At 73.2% G+C, this 16,314-nt stretch carries 15 protein-coding genes; 6 read left to right on the top strand and 9 right to left on the bottom strand.

Annotation, left to right across the window (positions count from 1 at the left end):
* Window positions 1-64: 64 nt before the first annotated feature.
* Together AB5J54_RS37930 and AB5J54_RS37925 are read right to left on the bottom strand one after the other, a co-directional pair.
* Window positions 65-733: a class F sortase gene (locus tag AB5J54_RS37930; protein WP_369148498.1), complete on the bottom strand. Its 669-nt coding sequence runs from the start codon at window positions 731-733 to the stop codon at window positions 65-67.
* A gap of 150 nt (window positions 734-883) precedes the next feature.
* On the bottom strand, window positions 884-1,477 hold the full coding sequence (locus tag AB5J54_RS37925) for a hypothetical protein (RefSeq protein ID WP_369148497.1): 594 nt from the start codon (window positions 1,475-1,477) through the stop codon (window positions 884-886).
* 201 nt (window positions 1,478-1,678) lie between these two features.
* Between AB5J54_RS37925 and AB5J54_RS37920 the strand changes: the two genes are divergently transcribed.
* Genes AB5J54_RS37920 through AB5J54_RS37905 form a run of 4 tightly spaced genes read left to right on the top strand, consistent with a single transcriptional unit; the run spans window position 1,679 to window position 5,305 of the window.
* On the top strand, window positions 1,679-2,809 hold the full coding sequence (locus AB5J54_RS37920) for a molybdopterin-dependent oxidoreductase (protein ID WP_369148496.1): 1,131 nt from the start codon (window positions 1,679-1,681) through the stop codon (window positions 2,807-2,809).
* A gap of 17 nt (window positions 2,810-2,826) precedes the next feature.
* Window positions 2,827-4,179 carry a rhodanese-like domain-containing protein gene (locus AB5J54_RS37915; protein ID WP_369148495.1) on the top strand — a complete coding sequence of 451 codons (1,353 nt, stop codon included), beginning with the start codon at window positions 2,827-2,829 and terminating at the stop codon, window positions 4,177-4,179.
* A gap of 21 nt (window positions 4,180-4,200) precedes the next feature.
* Entirely contained in the window at window positions 4,201-5,052 is an 852-nt protein-coding gene (locus AB5J54_RS37910; protein WP_369148494.1) for a sulfurtransferase, read from the top strand.
* A gap of 46 nt (window positions 5,053-5,098) precedes the next feature.
* On the top strand, window positions 5,099-5,305 hold the full coding sequence (locus AB5J54_RS37905) for a hypothetical protein (RefSeq protein ID WP_369148493.1): 207 nt from the start codon (window positions 5,099-5,101) through the stop codon (window positions 5,303-5,305).
* Window positions 5,306-5,341: 36 nt separating this feature from the next.
* Here AB5J54_RS37905 and AB5J54_RS37900 read toward each other — a convergent pair whose 3' ends face one another.
* Window positions 5,342-6,223, bottom strand: a complete 882-nt coding sequence (locus AB5J54_RS37900) for a diacylglycerol kinase family protein (RefSeq protein WP_369148492.1) — start codon at window positions 6,221-6,223, stop codon at window positions 5,342-5,344.
* Window positions 6,224-6,284: 61 nt separating this feature from the next.
* Window positions 6,285-7,880 carry an FAD-binding oxidoreductase gene (locus AB5J54_RS37895; RefSeq protein ID WP_369148491.1) on the bottom strand — a complete coding sequence of 532 codons (1,596 nt, stop codon included), beginning with the start codon at window positions 7,878-7,880 and terminating at the stop codon, window positions 6,285-6,287.
* 74 nt (window positions 7,881-7,954) lie between these two features.
* Between AB5J54_RS37895 and AB5J54_RS37890 the strand changes: the two genes are divergently transcribed.
* Complete coding sequence (locus AB5J54_RS37890; protein ID WP_369148490.1) at window positions 7,955-8,554, top strand: TetR/AcrR family transcriptional regulator; 600 nt, start codon at window positions 7,955-7,957, stop codon at window positions 8,552-8,554.
* A complete protein-coding gene (locus tag AB5J54_RS37885; protein WP_369148489.1) occupies window positions 8,551-10,128 on the top strand; it encodes a glycerol-3-phosphate dehydrogenase/oxidase in 1,578 nt (525 codons plus the stop codon). The genes AB5J54_RS37890 and AB5J54_RS37885 overlap by 4 nt, the downstream gene beginning before the upstream one ends.
* 120 nt (window positions 10,129-10,248) lie before the next feature.
* Here AB5J54_RS37885 and AB5J54_RS37880 read toward each other — a convergent pair whose 3' ends face one another.
* The 5 genes from AB5J54_RS37880 to AB5J54_RS37860 form a co-directional block, all read right to left on the bottom strand.
* Complete coding sequence (locus AB5J54_RS37880) at window positions 10,249-10,860, bottom strand: TetR/AcrR family transcriptional regulator (RefSeq protein ID WP_369148488.1); 612 nt, start codon at window positions 10,858-10,860, stop codon at window positions 10,249-10,251.
* Window positions 10,861-10,897: 37 nt separating this feature from the next.
* Window positions 10,898-11,788 carry a 3-hydroxybutyryl-CoA dehydrogenase gene (locus tag AB5J54_RS37875; protein WP_369148487.1) on the bottom strand — a complete coding sequence of 297 codons (891 nt, stop codon included), beginning with the start codon at window positions 11,786-11,788 and terminating at the stop codon, window positions 10,898-10,900.
* Window positions 11,785-12,957, bottom strand: a complete 1,173-nt coding sequence (locus AB5J54_RS37870; protein WP_369148486.1) for an acyl-CoA dehydrogenase family protein — start codon at window positions 12,955-12,957, stop codon at window positions 11,785-11,787. Before AB5J54_RS37870 ends, AB5J54_RS37875 begins: the two co-directional genes overlap by 4 nt.
* 64 nt (window positions 12,958-13,021) lie before the next feature.
* Window positions 13,022-14,191 carry an acyl-CoA dehydrogenase family protein gene (locus AB5J54_RS37865; RefSeq protein ID WP_369148484.1) on the bottom strand — a complete coding sequence of 390 codons (1,170 nt, stop codon included), beginning with the start codon at window positions 14,189-14,191 and terminating at the stop codon, window positions 13,022-13,024.
* Between the two features lie 52 nt (window positions 14,192-14,243).
* A complete protein-coding gene (locus AB5J54_RS37860) occupies window positions 14,244-16,313 on the bottom strand; it encodes an acetate--CoA ligase family protein (RefSeq protein WP_369148483.1) in 2,070 nt (689 codons plus the stop codon).
* Window position 16,314: the final 1 nt, after the last annotated feature.

Below are 16,314 nucleotides of genomic sequence, written 5' to 3'. Positions count from 1 at the left end.
ACGGGACCGGCGCCAGGTCGTGAGCGGGGTTCCGCGGACGCTGCCACAGGCACCGGGCAGCGTGTCAGTCACCTGGGTGGAGGTGCGCGAAGACGACGAGGTTCTCCGTGTAGTCCTTCGCCTTGCGGTCGTAGCCGCCCGCACAGGTGATGAGTCGCGCGAGCGCGGACGGCGTGTCCTCGTAGACGCGCCGGTTGGGGAAGTCGTCCTTGTCGAAGTTCTCCACGGAGTCGATGAGGAAGACAGCTGTCGTGCCGTCAGCACGGTCGACCTCGAAGCGGTCCCCGGGCAGGAGTTCGTCGAGCCTCGCGAACACGGCCGGCGAGGTGGCGGTATCGAGGTGGCCCGCGATGATCGCCGTACCGCGCTGGCCGGGCGTGATTCCGGAGCTCTGCCAGCCGACCAGGTTCGTATCGTCCGCGGGAGGCGGTTCCAGAGCTCCGGAAGGGCCGATCCGCAGGCCGGTGAACGGCGCGTCCACGCCGATCTTGGGAATCCGCAGGCGGACGGGAGCGGATCTCGGCATCGCCGGGCTGCTCGACGAGGCCGCATCCCGCGCGGCGGAGTCCTGAGGGCCTGACCTCGCCGGTTCCGGCGCGGCGGCCGGAGCACGTCCGGTCGCGGAGGGAACCACGGGCTCGACCGGTGAGGTCGCGTCCTGCGTGAACACCTTCGAGCCGAAGACGAACAGCAGCACGGCCAGCACCAGTGCCCAGAACACGACAGTGCTCACCCATCGTGCGGTACCCCGGGTCGTTCCCGGGCCGACGGGGTCTGGTCGCGTCGTCACCAGAGACACCTTTCGGATGCGGCGGAGGGCCATGACGGGCCGGACGCGGGGTGGCCGCTCTGAGCGGCACACCCCGCCTCCGGATGTGCGCTGCTATGCGGCGTTCGCGGCCTTCCTCCGGCGGTGGAGGGCGAAGGCGGCGATTCCGCCGGCGACCACCAGCGCGCCGGTCACGTTCGTACCGCCCGCGAGGCCGCCACCACCCGTGTGCATGCCGCCCTTCGGCTTCTCCGGCTTGTAGCCGTCTTCCTTGCCCTTGTCCTTGTCCTTGTCCCAGTCCTTGCCCTTCTCCGTGTCCTTGTCCTTCTCCTTCTCCTTGGACCAGTCGTCAGCGTTGACGAGGGAGAGGGCGCCGGAGCCGGTGTGCATGCCGCCCTTCGGCTTCTCGTGGTCTCCCTGCCACTTCTCGTGGTCTTCCTTCGACTTCTCGTGGTCTTCCTTCGACTTCTCGTGGTCCCCCTGCGACTTCTCGTGGTCCCCCTTCGACCAGTCGTCACCACTCACCGACGACAGCGCACCCGCTCCGGTGTGCATGCCGCCCTTCGGCTTGTCGTGGTCACGCTCCTGGCTGTGGGAGTAGTCGTCCTTGTCCCAGTCCCCGGTGGAGCCGGCATAGGCGCCGGGTGCAGCGATCGCCAGGGTGCCGGCGGCCGCGGTCGCGGCCAGAAGAATGCGGGCAGAGCGCATCGATGACTCCTCTTCGTCGCTCGCGCCGGCTGACGGACTGTCGGCCGGATCGTTCGCAGCGACATGACCCACAGTCAGCCGCGGCCACGACGATCGCGACTTGGAGTAGTGCATCCGATACCTGGAGTGATGTCTCGTATCGGGCGTAAGCTGAAGGAAACCCGCGTCGTGCCCGGCAGGAGCCCGGCGGAAGGGGTGATCGTGACCACGTGGCCCATACCCCGCGGACCCGGTGCGACGGTCTGGGCGCCCGAGACGGTCACAGCAGATCCGTACAACGCCCAGACGCCCTCGGCTGCGCTCGCCGAGCCCGTCACACCTGTGGGCGCCCTCTTCGTGCGCGACCACTTCGGCATCCCGGGGACGTCACCACGCCGGTGGCGTCTGCGGGTCCGCGGAGCCGTGGCCGAGCCGTTCGACATCGGCTACGACGAGCTGCTCACGATGGACCGCCGGGAATTCGACGTCGTCCTGGAGTGCGCGGGGAACGGCCGCAGCCAGATGTCGCCCCGGCCTCCCGGTCTGCCCTGGGGGCAAGGGGCTGTGGGATGCGCGCACTTCTCAGGAGTGCCCTTCCACCGTGTCGCCTCCCTGGCCCGGGTCGACCGGGCCGCCGCGGAGATCGTTTTCGCCGGAGCCGACTCCGGCAGGGTGCACGGCCGCCGGACGGCCTTCGAGCGGAGCCTGCCGCTCGCCGTGGCCCTCCACCCGGACACCCTCCTCGCCACCCACATGAACGGCGAGCCGCTCGCGCCCGAGCACGGGGCACCGGTCCGGCTGGTGGTCCCGGGGCGGTACGCGGTCGCCGACGTGAAGTGGCTGGTCGAGGCGCGGGCCGTGACGGAGCCCTTCAGCGGGGTCTTCCAGGCCGAGGAATACGTCTACCGGGCGTCGCGCGGTACCCCCGACGGGCCGGTGACGACCCTACGGGTCAAGTCCTTCATCACCACCCCCGAACCGGACTCGGCGGTCCGGCGCGGCCACGAGACGCTGGTACGAGGCCGGGCCTGGTCGGGTGGCGGGGTTCCCGTGCGGCGGGTCGACGTGCGGGCCGCGTACGAGGACGTGGACGGTCGCCCCGGTGAGGACGGCTACGGGGACGAGGGCCCGCTCGGCGACGCCGAGTGGCACGAGGCCGTGCTCGAACGGCCGTCCGGGCCGTATGCCTGGACCGGCTGGTCGTACCGGTGGACGCCCCGCCGCCCCGGTGCGTACCGGCTGCAGGCCCGCGCGACCGACGCACACGGCGACACCCAGCCGCCCCGGGCGCCGTGGAACGCCGGGGGCTACGGCTGCAACCCCGTGGCGTCCCTCGGGGTGGTCGTCGTGTGAGGGGTTCGGGAGACCGCATGAACGAGATCGAGATCATGACGACCGTGTCGCTCGGTGACACAAGCTATCTCCTCGTCAGCGGCGACGAGGCCGCGCTGGTCGACCCGCAGCGGGACAGCTGGGGCCTGATGGAGTCCTGTGCCTCCAGGGGCGTACGGATCCGGTACGTCCTGGAAACGCACGTGCACAACGACTACGTCTCCGGCGCTCTGGAGGTCCACGCGGCGACCGGCGCCACGGTGGCGGGCCCGGCCCGCGCCGCGTACGCCTTCGATCATCTGGGGCTGGCGGACGAGGACGAGATCGCCTTCGGCGACGTGACGGTGCGGGCGATGGAGACGCCCGGACACACCGCCGAGCACACCTCGTATCTCGTCTTCGACGACACGCGGCAGCCCCCGACCGCCGTCTTCACCGGAGGGAGCCTCCTCGTCGGACAGGCCGGCCGCACCGACCTGTCCGGCGACGACCACACGGAGGAACTCGCCCGGGCGCAGTTCCGTTCGCTCCGGCGGCTGGCGCTGCTGCCGGACGCCACGCGGGTCCTGCCGACACACGGTGCGGGGAGCTCCTGCGCGGCCGGGCCGGTGTCGGGGGCGAGGACGACCGTCATGGGCATCGAGCGGCGTACCAATCCCGCGCTGACCACCCGGGACGAGGAGGAGTTCGTCAGCGGGCGGACGGCGGGCCTGCCGCCGTACCCCGCCTACTACCGGTACATGGCGGGGATCAACCGGTCCGGGCCGGACGTTCTCGGCGGCCCACCCGTGCTCCGGCCGCTCACGCCGGCCAGGCTGGAAGGCCTGGTCGGGGGTGGCGCGCAGATCGTCGACGGTCGCGAGCGCGGAACGTTCGCCGCCGCCCATCTGCCCGGCTCGCTCTGCGACGAGCTGGACGACCGCTTCGCGCGTCTGGTCGGCGAGGTCGTCCCGTTCGGCACGCGCCTGGTGCTCGTCCTGCCGGAGCCCGCCGAGGAGGCGGCCGACGAGGCCGTGCTCCAGCTGCTGCGGATCGGATACGAGAACATCGAGGGGTATCTGGCGGGTGGGACGGACGCCTGGGCCGCCGCAGGCCGGCCACTCCGCTCCTTCCGTACCGCGGAGGCGTCCGAACTGGCCGGGCACATCGCCGGGCGGCGGGTGCTCGACGTACGCCCGGAGCGCCCGGAGGGCGGAATTCCGGGCACGCTCGCGCTGCCTCTCGCCGAACTGCCCGGGCGGCTCGGCGAGATGCCCCGGGACCGCGAGATGTGGACGGTCTGCGGGAGCGGCCGCCGGGCCGTCCTCGCGGCGAGTCTGCTCGATCGGGCGGGCATCTCCGTGACGGCGGTGGTCAGGGGTGGCGTGCGGGACCTGATGGCACATGCGTGAAGCGGAAGGAAGGCCAAGACCATGGGTGGCAACGGCTACGCACATCCGGAGACACTGGTGGACACCGAGTGGCTGGCCGCGCACCTCGACGACGCGGCCGTGCGCGTCATCGACGTGGACGAGGACACCACCGCGTACGAGCAGGGCCACATCCCGGGCGCCGTGGGCTGGAACTGGACCACGGACCTGCACACCGCCGTGGGCCGGGACTACCTGGACCGCGACGCGCTCGGGCGGCTGCTCGCCGAGGCCGGCGTCGACCACGACACCACCGTGATCCTCTACGGAGGCAACAACAACTGGTTCGCCGCGTACGCGTACTGGATCCTGCGGCTGCGCGGCTTCGACAAGGTGAAGCTGCTCGACGGCGGGCGGAAGAAGTGGGAGCTGGAGGGCCGCGGGATGACGCGGCTGGTCACGGACCACGAGCGCACCGACTTCAGGGTGCCGGGCGAGGAGAACCCGCAGTTCCGAGCCTTGCGCGGCGAAGTGCTGGAGAGCGTGGGTTCCGCGGTGCGCATGGTCGACGTCCGGTCCCCGGAGGAGTACCGGGGCGAGAAGCTGGCACCCCCTCACCTGCCGCAGGAGCAGGCCCAGGTGCCCGGCCACATTCCGGGCGCGGCCAATGTCCCCTGGTCGCAGGCGGCGAACGACGACGGCACGTTCAAGTCGGCCGAGGAGCTGAAGGCGCTCTACACGGGGAAGGGCATCACCGCCGATCGTGAGGTCATCGCCTACTGCCGCATCGGCGAGCGGTCCTCGCACACCTGGTTCGCGCTCCACGAACTGCTCGGCTACCCGGACGTCAAGAACTACGACGGCTCCTGGACCGAGTACGGCTCGCTGGTGCGGGCTCCGGTCGAGATGGGGTGACCTGGACGGCACCCCGAGCCGATGACGCCGACGGCCGAGGCCGCGGGTGCTGGACCTGGCCACCAGCCGCGTGAACGCCACCGCCGAGACCCGCAGCGTGGACGACCAGGCAGCCTGGCTCGACGGCTCCACACTCGCGTACGCCCAGCAGCACGAAGACGGCACCAAGGACCTCTGGTCCGTCCCCGCCGACGGCTCGGGCAAGCCCCGCCAGCTGCAGCGGAACGCCCACTCCCCTGCGGCACTCGGCTGATCCGGCCCGCCGGCCGCGAGCGGTTCCGCGCCGGGGTCAGGCCAGTACGCGCAGGGCCGCGGGCCTCACCCTGAGGGTGACCGGCAGGGTCGCGTCGACCTCGCCGTCCGCGCCGTACGGCAGGGGGCGGTCGGCTTCGATGCGGACCTCCTTGCCGCGCAGGATCTCGATCTGAGGACGGTTCACGTGCGCGCCCGTCTTCAGTTCGTTCATCATGGCGAAGAAGAGACGCTTGGGCGCCTCCTTGATCACCACGACGTCGAGGAGGCCGTCGTCGACGCGCGCGCCCGGTGCGATGTTCCTCCCGAAGCCGTAGAAGCCGGAGTTGGCCGCGACGACGGTGTAGCCGGTGCGCTCGTGCCGGATCCCGTCGATCGTGATGCGGTACGCGGCGGGCTTCCAGGCGAGGACCGCCCGGAGGCCGCCGGCGTAGTAGGAGGCCGCGCCGCGCAGCAGACGCGAGGCGTTGGCGTGCCGGTTGGCCACCGCGTCGACACCCGCGTACACGCTGCCCAGGATGCAGGTCCCCGCGTGCTTCGCGGACTCCACCTGGATGGTGTCGACGGCCCGCGGTTCACCGTCGAGCAGCACCTGGGCGAGGCCCGGGGCGTCGGTGGGGAGCCCCAGGGCGCGCGCGAAGTCGTTGCCGCGGCCCGCGGGGACCAGGCCGAAGACCGTGTCCGTGCCGCTGAGCGCGCCGCCGATGGTGCCGGCCATGCCGTCACCGCCGACGGCGAGCACGACGTGCCCCTTCGCCCCGGCCTCCCGGGCGAGTTCCTGTGCGTGTTCCAGGCTGCGGCTGTAGACGGTGTCGAGCCGCGCGCCCGCCTCCCGCAGCAGCCGGGCCACCGGGAGCAGGCCCGCAGTGCCGCTGGAACCCCCCGCGGTGGGGTTGACGACGGCGGTGAACTGTCGCATGGATCTGGCCTCCGGACGGCAGAAGAGGGAGTTCGGGAGGGAGGGGTTTCAGGGGTGGTGCTCAGCGGACGGGGATCAGGACCCCGGGGCTCAGCACGCCGGACGGGTCGATCTCGGCCTTGACGGCCTGGAGCATGCGGATGCCGAGGGGGCCGATCTCGCGGGCGTACCAGTCGCGGTGGTCGGTGCCGACGCCGTGGTGGTGGCTGATGGTGCCGCCCGCCGCCAGGATCGCGTCGTTGGCCGCCCGCTTCACCGGCGCCCAGTGCGCGACGGCGTCCTCGCCCTGCGCGGAGACCACGGTGAAGTACAGCGAGGCGCCGTTCTCGTACGTGTGGGAGATGTGGCACATGACGAGCGGCGGGGTGCCCGCCTCGGTGAGGGTGCTGGTCAGCGCCTCGCGTACCGCGGTGTACAGGCCGGGGATCGCGGACCAGAAGGCGGCCGTCTCCAGCGTCTCGGCGAACGCGCCGGCGTCGAGCAGCGCGTCGCGCAGGTAGGGCGCGTTGTAGCGGCCGTGCTCCCACTTGTCGCCGGCCTCCTCACCGATGAACTCGCCGTCGCAGGCGAGGAGGACCTCACGGGCGGCGGCGCGGCGGGCGGCCGTCTCCTCCTCGGTGCCCTCGAAGCCGACGATGGCCATGCAGCCCGGGTGCTCGGGGAGTGCGGTGTCGCCGATGGCGTCCGGCTGCGCGAGGCCGATGAAGGTCTCCGACTCGTCGGACAGGCGCAGCACGGTGGGCCGGGGGCCGTCCTGGGCGAGCCGGCGCAGGGCGGCGGTACCGGCCTCGAAGGAGGCGAAGCGCCAGCCCTCGTAGATCCGCTTCTTCGGCAGGGGGCGGATGCGTACGGTCACGGCGGTGATCACGCCGAGGGCGCCCTCGGAGCCGAGGACGAGCTGGCGCAGGTCGGGGCCGGCCGCCGAGCGGGGGGCCCGGCCCGTCTCCAGGGTGCCTTCGGGGGTGGCGACGGTCAGGCCGAGGACCATCTCGTCGAAGCGTCCGTAGCCGGCCGAGGCCTGGCCGCTGGAGCGGGCCGCGGCGAAGCCGCCGACGGAGGCCCATTCGAAGGACTGCGGGAAGTGGCCGAGCGTCCAGCCCTGCGCGTTGAGGAGGGCCTCCGCCTGCGGGCCGCGCAGACCGGGCTGCAGGATCGCGGTGCGGGACACCTCGTCGACGGCGAGGAGCCGGTCGAGCCGGCGGAGGTCCAGGGCGACGAAGGGTCGCTTCGTGGTGGGCGTGAGGCCGCCGACGACCGAGGTGCCACCGCCGAACGGGACGGCGGAGACGCCGTGTTCGGCGCAGGCCGCGAGGACGGCGAGGACCTCGTCGTGGCTGCCGGGGAGGACGACGGCGGCCGGGATGTCGTCGACCTCGCCGGCACGGATACGGAGCAGGTCGGGGGTCGACTTGCCGCGGGTGTGCCGGATGCGGCTCTCGGCGTCGTCGCGTACGCCGTCCGGTGCGGGGACGGCGGCGCGCAGGGCGGCGCTCGCCTCGTCGGTCAGTGCCGGGGCGGGCACGTCGATGTCGGCGAGGGCGGACGGGCCGCTCTCGCGCGGGGTGACGCCGAGCAGGTCCCGCAGCAGGCCGGTCACCGATTCGGGCAGGGGCGCCGCCTTGGCCGGGTCGCCCCAGCCGCTCCACAACATGTCCACTTCGAGAGGTTCCTCACGGTCTGGTTCACGAACGGCGCTGCCACTCGGCCTGCGCTGGCATTACACTGTGACAGATGACGCCCATTCGTCACAACCATGCGGACGCAGATCCCGTACTCGACGCCGCACGCGACTGCGTGCTCGCCGTCGGCGTGCGCCGGACCACCCTCACCGACGTCGCCCGGCGCGCGGGCGTGTCCCGGATGACGCTGTACCGGCGCTGGCCCGATGTACGCAGCCTCGTCGGCGACCTGATGACCCGTGAGTGGATCGCCGTCGCCGCCGGCGCCATGCCGCTCGACGAGGACGACCGGCCCCAGCGGGACCGGATCGTCGAGGGGCTCGTCGCCGGAGCCGCGGCGTTCCGGGCCCACCCGCTGTTCCACAAGATCCTCGACGTCGACCCCGAGCTGCTGCTGCCGTACATCCTCGACCGGCGGGGAGCCAGCCAGGACGCCCTGCTCGGGCTGCTCCACACGGCCCTCGAGGACGGCCACGAGGACGGCTCCGTACGCCGTGTCCAGCCCGACCTGCAGGCCCGGTCCCTGCTGCTCGTCGTCCAGTCCTTCACGCTCTCGCTGCGCACCATGACCGACGAGACCGATCCCGAACTGAGCGAAGCCGCCTTCCTGGACGAGCTGCGCACCCTCCTTGAGAGGACCCTCACGCCATGAACCCCGTGAACCCCACGAGCGGCATCACCCTGCCCGGCTCCTCGCTGAACGCCGAACGGCGCCGGCGCGAACTGGAGCAGCTCGCCGACGGCGACGTCGTCGACGTACTCGTCGTCGGGCTCGGCGCCACCGGAGCCGGAGCCGCGCTCGACGCCGCCACCCGCGGTCTCCGCGTCGCCGCGATCGACGCGCACGACCTCGCGTTCGGCACGTCCCGCTGGAGCTCCAAGCTGATCCACGGCGGACTGCGCTACCTCGCGTCCGGGCAGCTCGACGTCGCCCACGAGAGCGCCGTCGAACGCGGCATCCTCATGGAGCGCACCGCCCCCCACCTCGTCCGCGCCCAGCCCTTCGTGCTGCCCCTCACCCCCCTCGTCAGCCGCGGCCAGGCCGCCCTCGCCCGCGCCGGATTCGTCGCGGGCGACCTGCTGCGCGTCGGCGCCCGCACCTCGCGCCGCACGCTGCCGCAGCCGCGCACACTGTCCGCCGTCGAGACCCGCCACCTCGCCCCGGCCCTGCGCCCCGTCGGGCTCCGCGGCGGCCTCCTGTCCTGGGACGGCAAACTCTCCGACGACGCGCGCCTGGTCACCGCGATCGCCCGCACCGCCGCCGCCCACGGCGCCCGCGTCCTCACCCGTACCCGAGCGCTGGAACTCCACGACGACGGCGCGCTGGTCCGTGACGAGACCACCGGTCAGGAGCTGCGCATCCGCGCACGTGCCGTCATCAACGCGGCCGGAGTCTGGGCGGGCGGCCTCGTCGACGACGTACGCCTCCGCCCCTCGCGCGGCACCCATCTGGTGCTGCGTTCCGAAACCCTCGGCCGGCTCTCCGCCGGACTGCACATCCCGATCCCCGGCGAGACGAACCGCTTCGTCCTCGTCCTGCCGCAGGGCGACGGGCGGGTGTACGTCGGCCTCACCGACGAGCCCGTCGACGGCGACATCCCCGACGTGCCCGAGGTCCCCGAGACCGACATCGGCTTCCTCCTCGACGTCCTCGGCTCCGCCCTCGACGTCACCGTCCACCGCTCGGACGTGGTCGGGGCCTTCGCCGGACTGCGGCCCCTGCTCGACACCCGGGACTCGGAGGGCAGCACCGCCGACATCTCGCGCAAGCACGCCGTGCTCACGTCGCCCGACGGCGTGATCACCGTCGTCGGCGGCAAGCTGACCACCTACCGCCGCATGGCCCAGGACGCCGTCGACGCGGCCGTGGCCGCCCGCGGCCTGACCGCCGGTCCGTGCCGCACTGCCTCACTGCCCCTCGTCGGCGCCGCCGGGCCGCAGACCCTGGCCGCACTCGACGTGCCGTCCCGCCTCGTCCAGCGGTACGGCTCCGAGGCACCGGCCGTCCACGCCCTCGGCGTCGCGGACCCCGCACTCGCCGCACCCGTCGTCCCCGGCCACCCCGTCACCGGCGCCGAACTCGTGTGGGCCGTCCGCCACGAAGGCGCCCTCGACACCTCCGACCTCCTCGACCGCCGCACACGCATCGGCCTGGTCCCGGAGGACCGCGCCACCGCCGAGGAAGCGGCCCGCGACGCCCTCGCCCGTACGGCCCAGGTGGGGTGAACGACACGGCGCCCCTGCCCGGACACCCGGACAGGGGCGCCGCTCACGGAGCCTCGGCCGGCGGATGCCCGGGACCGTACCACCGGCCGGTCGGCCTGCCGCTTCCCGGGTGCCGCCGGGTCAGGCCTCGGGGAAGGCGGGAGGGATGCCCAGCGACGGGGCGATGGCCGACCAGATCGTCGACCGGGCCGTGGACAGGTCGACATGGGGGTCGGCGAGCATCACGCGAATGCCCAGGCCGTCACAGAGCGCCAGGATCAGGGTGCTGATCGCGGCGACGTCGCAGGGGGCGAACTCGCCCGACGCGACGCCGCGTTCCACCGCGCCGCCGACCCAGGCGTGGAGCTGGTCGTACAGGTCGACGGCGAGCTGCCGGGCCGCGTCGTCGCGTTGTGCGCGCACCCACAGCTCCTGCCACAGTTTCCAGTCCTGGCGCAGCTCCTCGTCCGTGGGCAGCATGGTGCGCACGATGCGCGCGAGCAGGACGCCGGCCGGCAGGTCGGCGTCGCCGCCGTCGAGGTCCGTGCCGGTCTGGGCGAACGAGTGCGTCATCGCCTCGGCGAAGAGCTTCTCGCGGGTGTCGAAGTGGTAGTGCAGCAGCGCCTTCGACACCCCCGCGTGCTCGGCGACCTTGCGCATGCTGACGTTCTCGAACCCGATGTCCGCGATCACCTCGCACGCGGCCCTGAGGATTCGCTCCCGTGTCTCGAGTGCGCGCTCCGCCTTGGTCACGTCGGCATCTCCCGCTTTCGGTCTCCGTCCCGGACTGTCATCCCTGCCCATCCTGCCCGGTCGGGCGCCCCGGGTACGTGTGGAAGCCCCGGCCCGCCTTCCTGCCGAGCCGCCCCGCTTCCACCATCCGGGCCAGCAGCGGCGGCGGGGCGTACTGCGGCTCGCGGTACTCCGCGTACATCGACCGGGCGATGGCCCGCACCGTGTCCAGACCGATCAGGTCGGCCAGGGCGAGCGGGCCGAGCGGATGGGCGCAGCCCAGGGTCATGGCCCGGTCGATGTCCTCGGCCGACGCCGCACCGGACTCGGCCATCCGTACCGCTGCCAGCAGGTACGGCACGAGCAGGGCGTTGACGACGAACCCCGCCCGGTCCCGGGCGTGCACGACCTCCTTGCCGAGGACGTCGGCGGCGAAGGCCCTCGCGCGCCGGACGGTGTCCTCTCCGGTGAGCAGCGAGGGAACCAGTTCCACCAGCGGCAGCCGCGGCACCGGGTTGAAGAAGTGCAGGCCGACGACCTGGGACGGCCGCGAGGTGGCGGCCGCCAGCCTGATGACGGGCAGGGACGAGGTGTTGGTCGCCAGGACGGCGTCCCGGCGCTCCACGACGGCGTCGAGCCGGGCGAAGACCTCGGTCTTCGCCCGCTCGTCCTCCGCCACCGCCTCGACGACCAGATCGCGGTCGGCGAGCCGCGCCATGTCGGTGGTCACCGCGATCCGGCCCGCCGCGGCGCGATGTTCGGCCGCGGTCAGCCGGCCGGCCGCCGCGGCCCGTTCCAGCGAGCGGGTGATCCGCCGCAGTCCGGCCTCGGCGGCCGCCGGTCCGGTCTCCACCACCACGACGTCGCGTCCGGCGCGGGCGCAGACCTCGGCGATGCCGGAGCCCATGAGCCCGCAGCCCACGATCCCCACCCGGGCGAGGTCGCTCACGGGGTCACCGGCAGTTGCAGGACACCCGTCCCGCGCTTGACGAGTTCGCCCGCGACGATGAGCCGCTGGATCTCGGAGGTGCCCTCCCAGATCCGGTCGACGCGCAGCTCCCGGTAGAGACGCTCGACGGGGTACGAGCGGTCGTAGCCGCGCCCGCCGAAGATCTGCAGGCACCGGTCGACCACCCGGCCGGACGCCTCGCTCGCCGCGAGCTTGGCGATCGCGGCCTTCGCGTGCAGGGTCCTGCGGTCGGTCCGGCCCTCGCCGACCTCCCAGGCGACCTGGTGGGTGTACGCGCGGTTGACGGCGATGTCGACGGCCGAGTCGGCGAGCATCCCCTGGATCAGCTGGAAGTCGGCGATGCGGGAGCCGAACTGACGGCGTCCGACGGCCCAGTCACGGGCGAGCTCCAGGGCCCTCTCGGCCGCCCCGATCGTGCGGGCGGCGATCATCAGCCGCTCCTCGGAGAACCAGGAGCGGGTGAGGTCGTAGCCGTTGCCGACGCCGCCGAGCACCGCGTCCTCGGGCAGGCGTACGTCGGTGAAGGTGAACTCGGGGTGTTCGTAGACGAAGGTGTGCATCCAGCGGGGCACCCGGGTCATCTCGATGCCCGGGGTGTCCTTGTCCACGAGGAACAGCGTCGGCGCCCGCTCCTCCCCCGCGGCGGCGAGCACGATCATGAAGTCGGCGTGGTCGCCCACCGTGACGAACCACTTCTCGCCGTTCAGCACCCAGCCGTCGGCGGTCCGGGTCGCGGTGGTGCGCAGGTTCTGCGGGTCGGAGCCGGCCTCGGGCTCGCTGACCGCGTAGCAGTCGCGCCGGCGCCCGTGGATCACGGGCACGAGGTACCGTTCGCGCTGCTCGGGCGTGCAGTGCGCGAGGGCGTTGGCCGGCCGCCACACCATGTCCCACAGGGCGCCGGTGAGCCGGCCCAGTTCCTCCTGGACGACGACCTGCTCGGGGACGGTGAGTCCGGCACCGCCCCACTCGGCCGGCATGTTGACGGCCTGGAGGCCGCTGTCGAGGACGGCGTCGCGGATCTCGGCGTGGGCCCTCGGCGGCAGACCGTTGTTCTCCTCGCAGTCGAGCTCGTACTTCATGATGAACTCGGTGAGGTGCCGGGCCGATTCCTTGAGCTCCTGCTGGCGTGCGGTGAGACGGAAGTCCATGGGATGCTGGTCCTCTCGGGTGTGGGTGGGGGTGTGGGAGGGGTGTCGGGGCAGGGCAGTGGGCTCAGCGCGGCAGGGCCAGCGCCCCGGTGCCGCGCTTGATCAGCTCGTTGGCGATGATCAGCCGCTGGATCTCCGAGGTGCCCTCCCAGATCCGGTCGACGCGCAGCTCGCGGTACATCCGCTCGACCGGGTACGAGCGGTCGTAGCCTCGCCCGCCGAAGATCTGCAGGCACCGGTCGACCACCCGGCCGGCGGCCTCGCTCGCCGCGAGCTTCGCCGTGGAGGCCTTGGCGTGCAGGGTCTTGCGGTCGGTCTGCGGCTGGTCGGCCTCCCAGGCGATCTGGTGGGTGTAGGCGCGGTTGACGGCGATGTCGACGGCGCAGTCGGCGAGCATCCCCTGGATCAGCTGGAAGTCGGCGATGCGGGAGCCGAACTGACGGCGTCCGACGGCCCAGTCACGGGCCAGTTCCAGGGCCCTCTCGGCGGCGCCGACGGTCCGGGCGGCGATCATCAGCCGCTCGTCGGTGAACCACTCCTTCGTCAGCTCGTAGCCGTTGCCGACGCCGCCGAGCACGTCCTCGTCGGGTACGAAGACGTCGGTGAACCGGAACTCGGGGTGCCCGTTCACCGCGGAGTGCATGAAGCGGGGCACCCGGGTCATCGCGACACCGGGGGCCTGCTTGTCGACGAGGAACAGCGTCGCCGCCCGGTCCGGCCCGGCATCGGCCTGCACAAGCAGGAAGTCGGCGATGTCGCCGCAGGTGACGAACCACTTCTCGCCGTTCAGCACCCAGCCGCCCGCCGTGCGGGTCGCGGTGCTCGTGCCCGATCCGGGGTCGGATCCGGCCCCGGGCTCGGTGACGGCGAAGGCGTCGAAGCGCTCGCCGCGGATCACCGGCAGCAGGTACTTCTCGCGCTGTGCCTCGGTGCCGTACGCCAGGACGTTGGCGGGCCGCCAGGGAATGTCCCACAGGCAGTTGGTGACCTTGCCGAACTCCTCCTCGACGATCACCTGGTCGAGCAGGGAGAGTCCGGCGCCGCCCCACTCGGCGGGCATGTTGATGGCGTAGACGCCGGCGTCGATCGCGGCCCGGGTCAGCTCCCGCACCGTGTCGGCCGGCAGCGGGCCGCCCGCTTCCTCGGACTGCTCCTCGTACCGCATCAGGAGCCGGGTGTAGGCCGCGGCGCGCGCCTTGAGCTCGGTCTGCTCGGGGGTGTAGCGGAAGTCCATGGTGCGGGTCTCCTCCGGGGCGGGAAGGGTGTGCGGGGGTGGGGGGCGGACGTCAGCCGAGGACGGCGCGCGCGTCCAGCGCGACGGCGCCGTCCGGGCGTACGAGGAGCGGGTTGACCTCCAGCTCGGCGATCTCCGGGTGGGCCGCGGCGACCTCGGTGACGCGGGCGATGACGGCGGCGGCCGCCGTCACGTCCACGGCGGGACGGCCGCGCACGCCGTCGAGCAGGGCGGCGGTCCGCAGCCCCCGCAGCAGCTGCTCGGCGGATCCGGCGGTCACGGGAGCGAGGGCGAAGGCCACGTCGCGCAGGGTCTCGGTGAGCACCCCGCCGAGGCCGATCATCGCCACCGGACCGAACCGGGGGTCGCGTTGGACGCCGACGATCAGTTCGACGCCGTCCGAGAGGTCGGCCATGGCCTCGACCGAGTACGAGGGGGCACCGAGCCGGGCGTGCATCCGCCGGTACGCGGCAAGCAGCGCGTCCCGGTCGGGGAGCCGCAGCGCCACCCCGCCGGCGTCGGACTTGTGCAGGACGTGGAGGGCCTTCAGGACGTACGGCCCCTCGAACGCGGCGGCGGCGGAGAGCAGCCCGGCCTCGTCGGTGACCTCCCGGGCCGGCGGGAAGGGCACTCCGGCCTCGGCGAGCAGCGCCCGTACACCGTGGTACGAGGGGTCCCCCAGGGGTGTCGCGGCGGGCGGCGGCGCGGCCACCCCGGCCGGAGCGCCCGCCGCGCGGCCGGTCAGCGCGGCGAGGGCGCGGGCCGCGTCCTCGGTGGCGGCGAACACCGGGACCCCGGCCTCCGCGAGCGCCCGGCAGCTGGGCGACTCCGGGTACAGGGACTGCACGACCAGCGGCTTCGGTGTGGCGGCGAGGTGTCCGGCGATCTCCTTCGCGGCCCGCTGCTCGCCCTCGGCGAGGACCGAGCCGCCGGCCGGCCCGCCGCCCAGGCCGCCTTCGGCGGCGGCGTACCCGCCGAAGTAGCCCGTCATCAGGACGGCGTCGACCTCGTCGGCGGCCAGCAGTTCGCGGACGGTGTCGGCGTACGAGAGGGGGCGCTGCTCCCCCATGCCGGCGAGGTCGACCGGGTTGCGGACGGCGGACTGCTCCCACAGCACGCTCCGCAGCCGGTCCTGGGCCGGGGCGCCGAGCTCGGGCACGTCGAGCCCGGCGTCCTCGGCGGCGTCGGCGGCGACCGCGCCGTGGCCGCCGCCGTCCGTGAGGACCGCGGTCCGCCGGCCGGCCGTGCGCCGTCCGCCGGCCAGGGCGGCGAGCACCACGGTCATCTCCCGTGGAGTGCGGACGAGTTCGACACCCGCGTCGCGGCAGGCCGCGGCCACCACGTCGGCCGAGGTGGTCAGTGCCCCCGTGTGCGACCGGGCGCTGCGGGCGGAGGCGGCGCCGCGGCCGGCGGTGAGGAGGACCACGGGCTTGCCGGCCTCGGCGGCGGCGCGGGCGAAGGCCCGGCCGTCGCCGAAGTCCTCGGCGTACACGGCGATCACGGAGGTGGGCTCGTGGCGGGCGCAGTCCTCGACGAGGTCGACGAGGGTGACGTCGGCCTGGTTGCCGAGCGAGACGAAACGGGAGAAGCCGAGGCCGTGCGGGGCGCCGCGCAGCTGGAGTTCGAGGGCCAGGTTGCCGCTCTGGCTGAGCAGGGCGACCCGGCCGGGCGCGAACCGGTCCGAGGCCAGGTACAGCTCGGTGGTGTTGTCCGCGATGCCCAGGCAGTTGGGGCCGACGAGCACGGCTCCGGCGGCCCGGACCCGCTCGGCGACGGCTCGCTGGCGGGCGAGACCGGCGGGGCCGGCCTCCGCGAAACCGGCCGTGATGGCGACGATCGCCTTCGCCCCGCAGGCGAGGGCGTCGTCGACGGCCGCCTCGAAGCCGGTGCCGGGTACGGAGATCACCACCAGGTCGACCGGCTCGCCGATGTCGCCGAGGGAGGTGGCGGCCGTCCGGCCGAGTACGGTGCCGCCGCGCCGGTTCACCAGGTGGACGGGTCGGCGGTCGGGCGCGCGGAGGGCCTGGGCGGCCACCGCGTGGCCGTACTTCGCCGGGTCGTCGCTGGCGCCGACCACGGCGACGGACACGGGGTCGAAGAGCGAGGTCAGATCACGCGTCATC

The organism is Streptomyces sp. R44, assembly GCF_041053105.1.
GTDB lineage: Bacteria > Actinomycetota > Actinomycetes > Streptomycetales > Streptomycetaceae > Streptomyces.
The sequence above is the reverse complement of the archived record's forward strand: the minus strand, read 5'-3'. Positions and strand labels throughout refer to the sequence as shown.

Bases quoted from the DNA above. Each gene is read 5' to 3' on its own strand.
- AB5J54_RS37900 (WP_369148492.1), bottom strand. From the start codon at position 6,223: ATGCGACAGTTCACCGCCGTCGTCAACCCCACCGCGGGGGGTTCCAGC.
- AB5J54_RS37915 (WP_369148495.1), top strand. From the start codon at position 2,827: ATGAACGAGATCGAGATCATGACGACCGTGTCGCTCGGTGACACAAGC.
- AB5J54_RS37910 (WP_369148494.1), top strand. From the start codon at position 4,201: ATGGGTGGCAACGGCTACGCACATCCGGAGACACTGGTGGACACCGAG.
- AB5J54_RS37870 (WP_369148486.1), bottom strand. From the start codon at position 12,957: ATGGACTTCCGTCTCACCGCACGCCAGCAGGAGCTCAAGGAATCGGCC.
- AB5J54_RS37925 (WP_369148497.1), bottom strand. From the start codon at position 1,477: ATGCGCTCTGCCCGCATTCTTCTGGCCGCGACCGCGGCCGCCGGCACC.
- AB5J54_RS37860 (WP_369148483.1), bottom strand. From the start codon at position 16,313: ATGACGCGTGATCTGACCTCGCTCTTCGACCCCGTGTCCGTCGCCGTG.
- AB5J54_RS37865 (WP_369148484.1), bottom strand. From the start codon at position 14,191: ATGGACTTCCGCTACACCCCCGAGCAGACCGAGCTCAAGGCGCGCGCC.
- AB5J54_RS37890 (WP_369148490.1), top strand. From the start codon at position 7,955: ATGACGCCCATTCGTCACAACCATGCGGACGCAGATCCCGTACTCGAC.
- AB5J54_RS37885 (WP_369148489.1), top strand. From the start codon at position 8,551: ATGAACCCCGTGAACCCCACGAGCGGCATCACCCTGCCCGGCTCCTCG.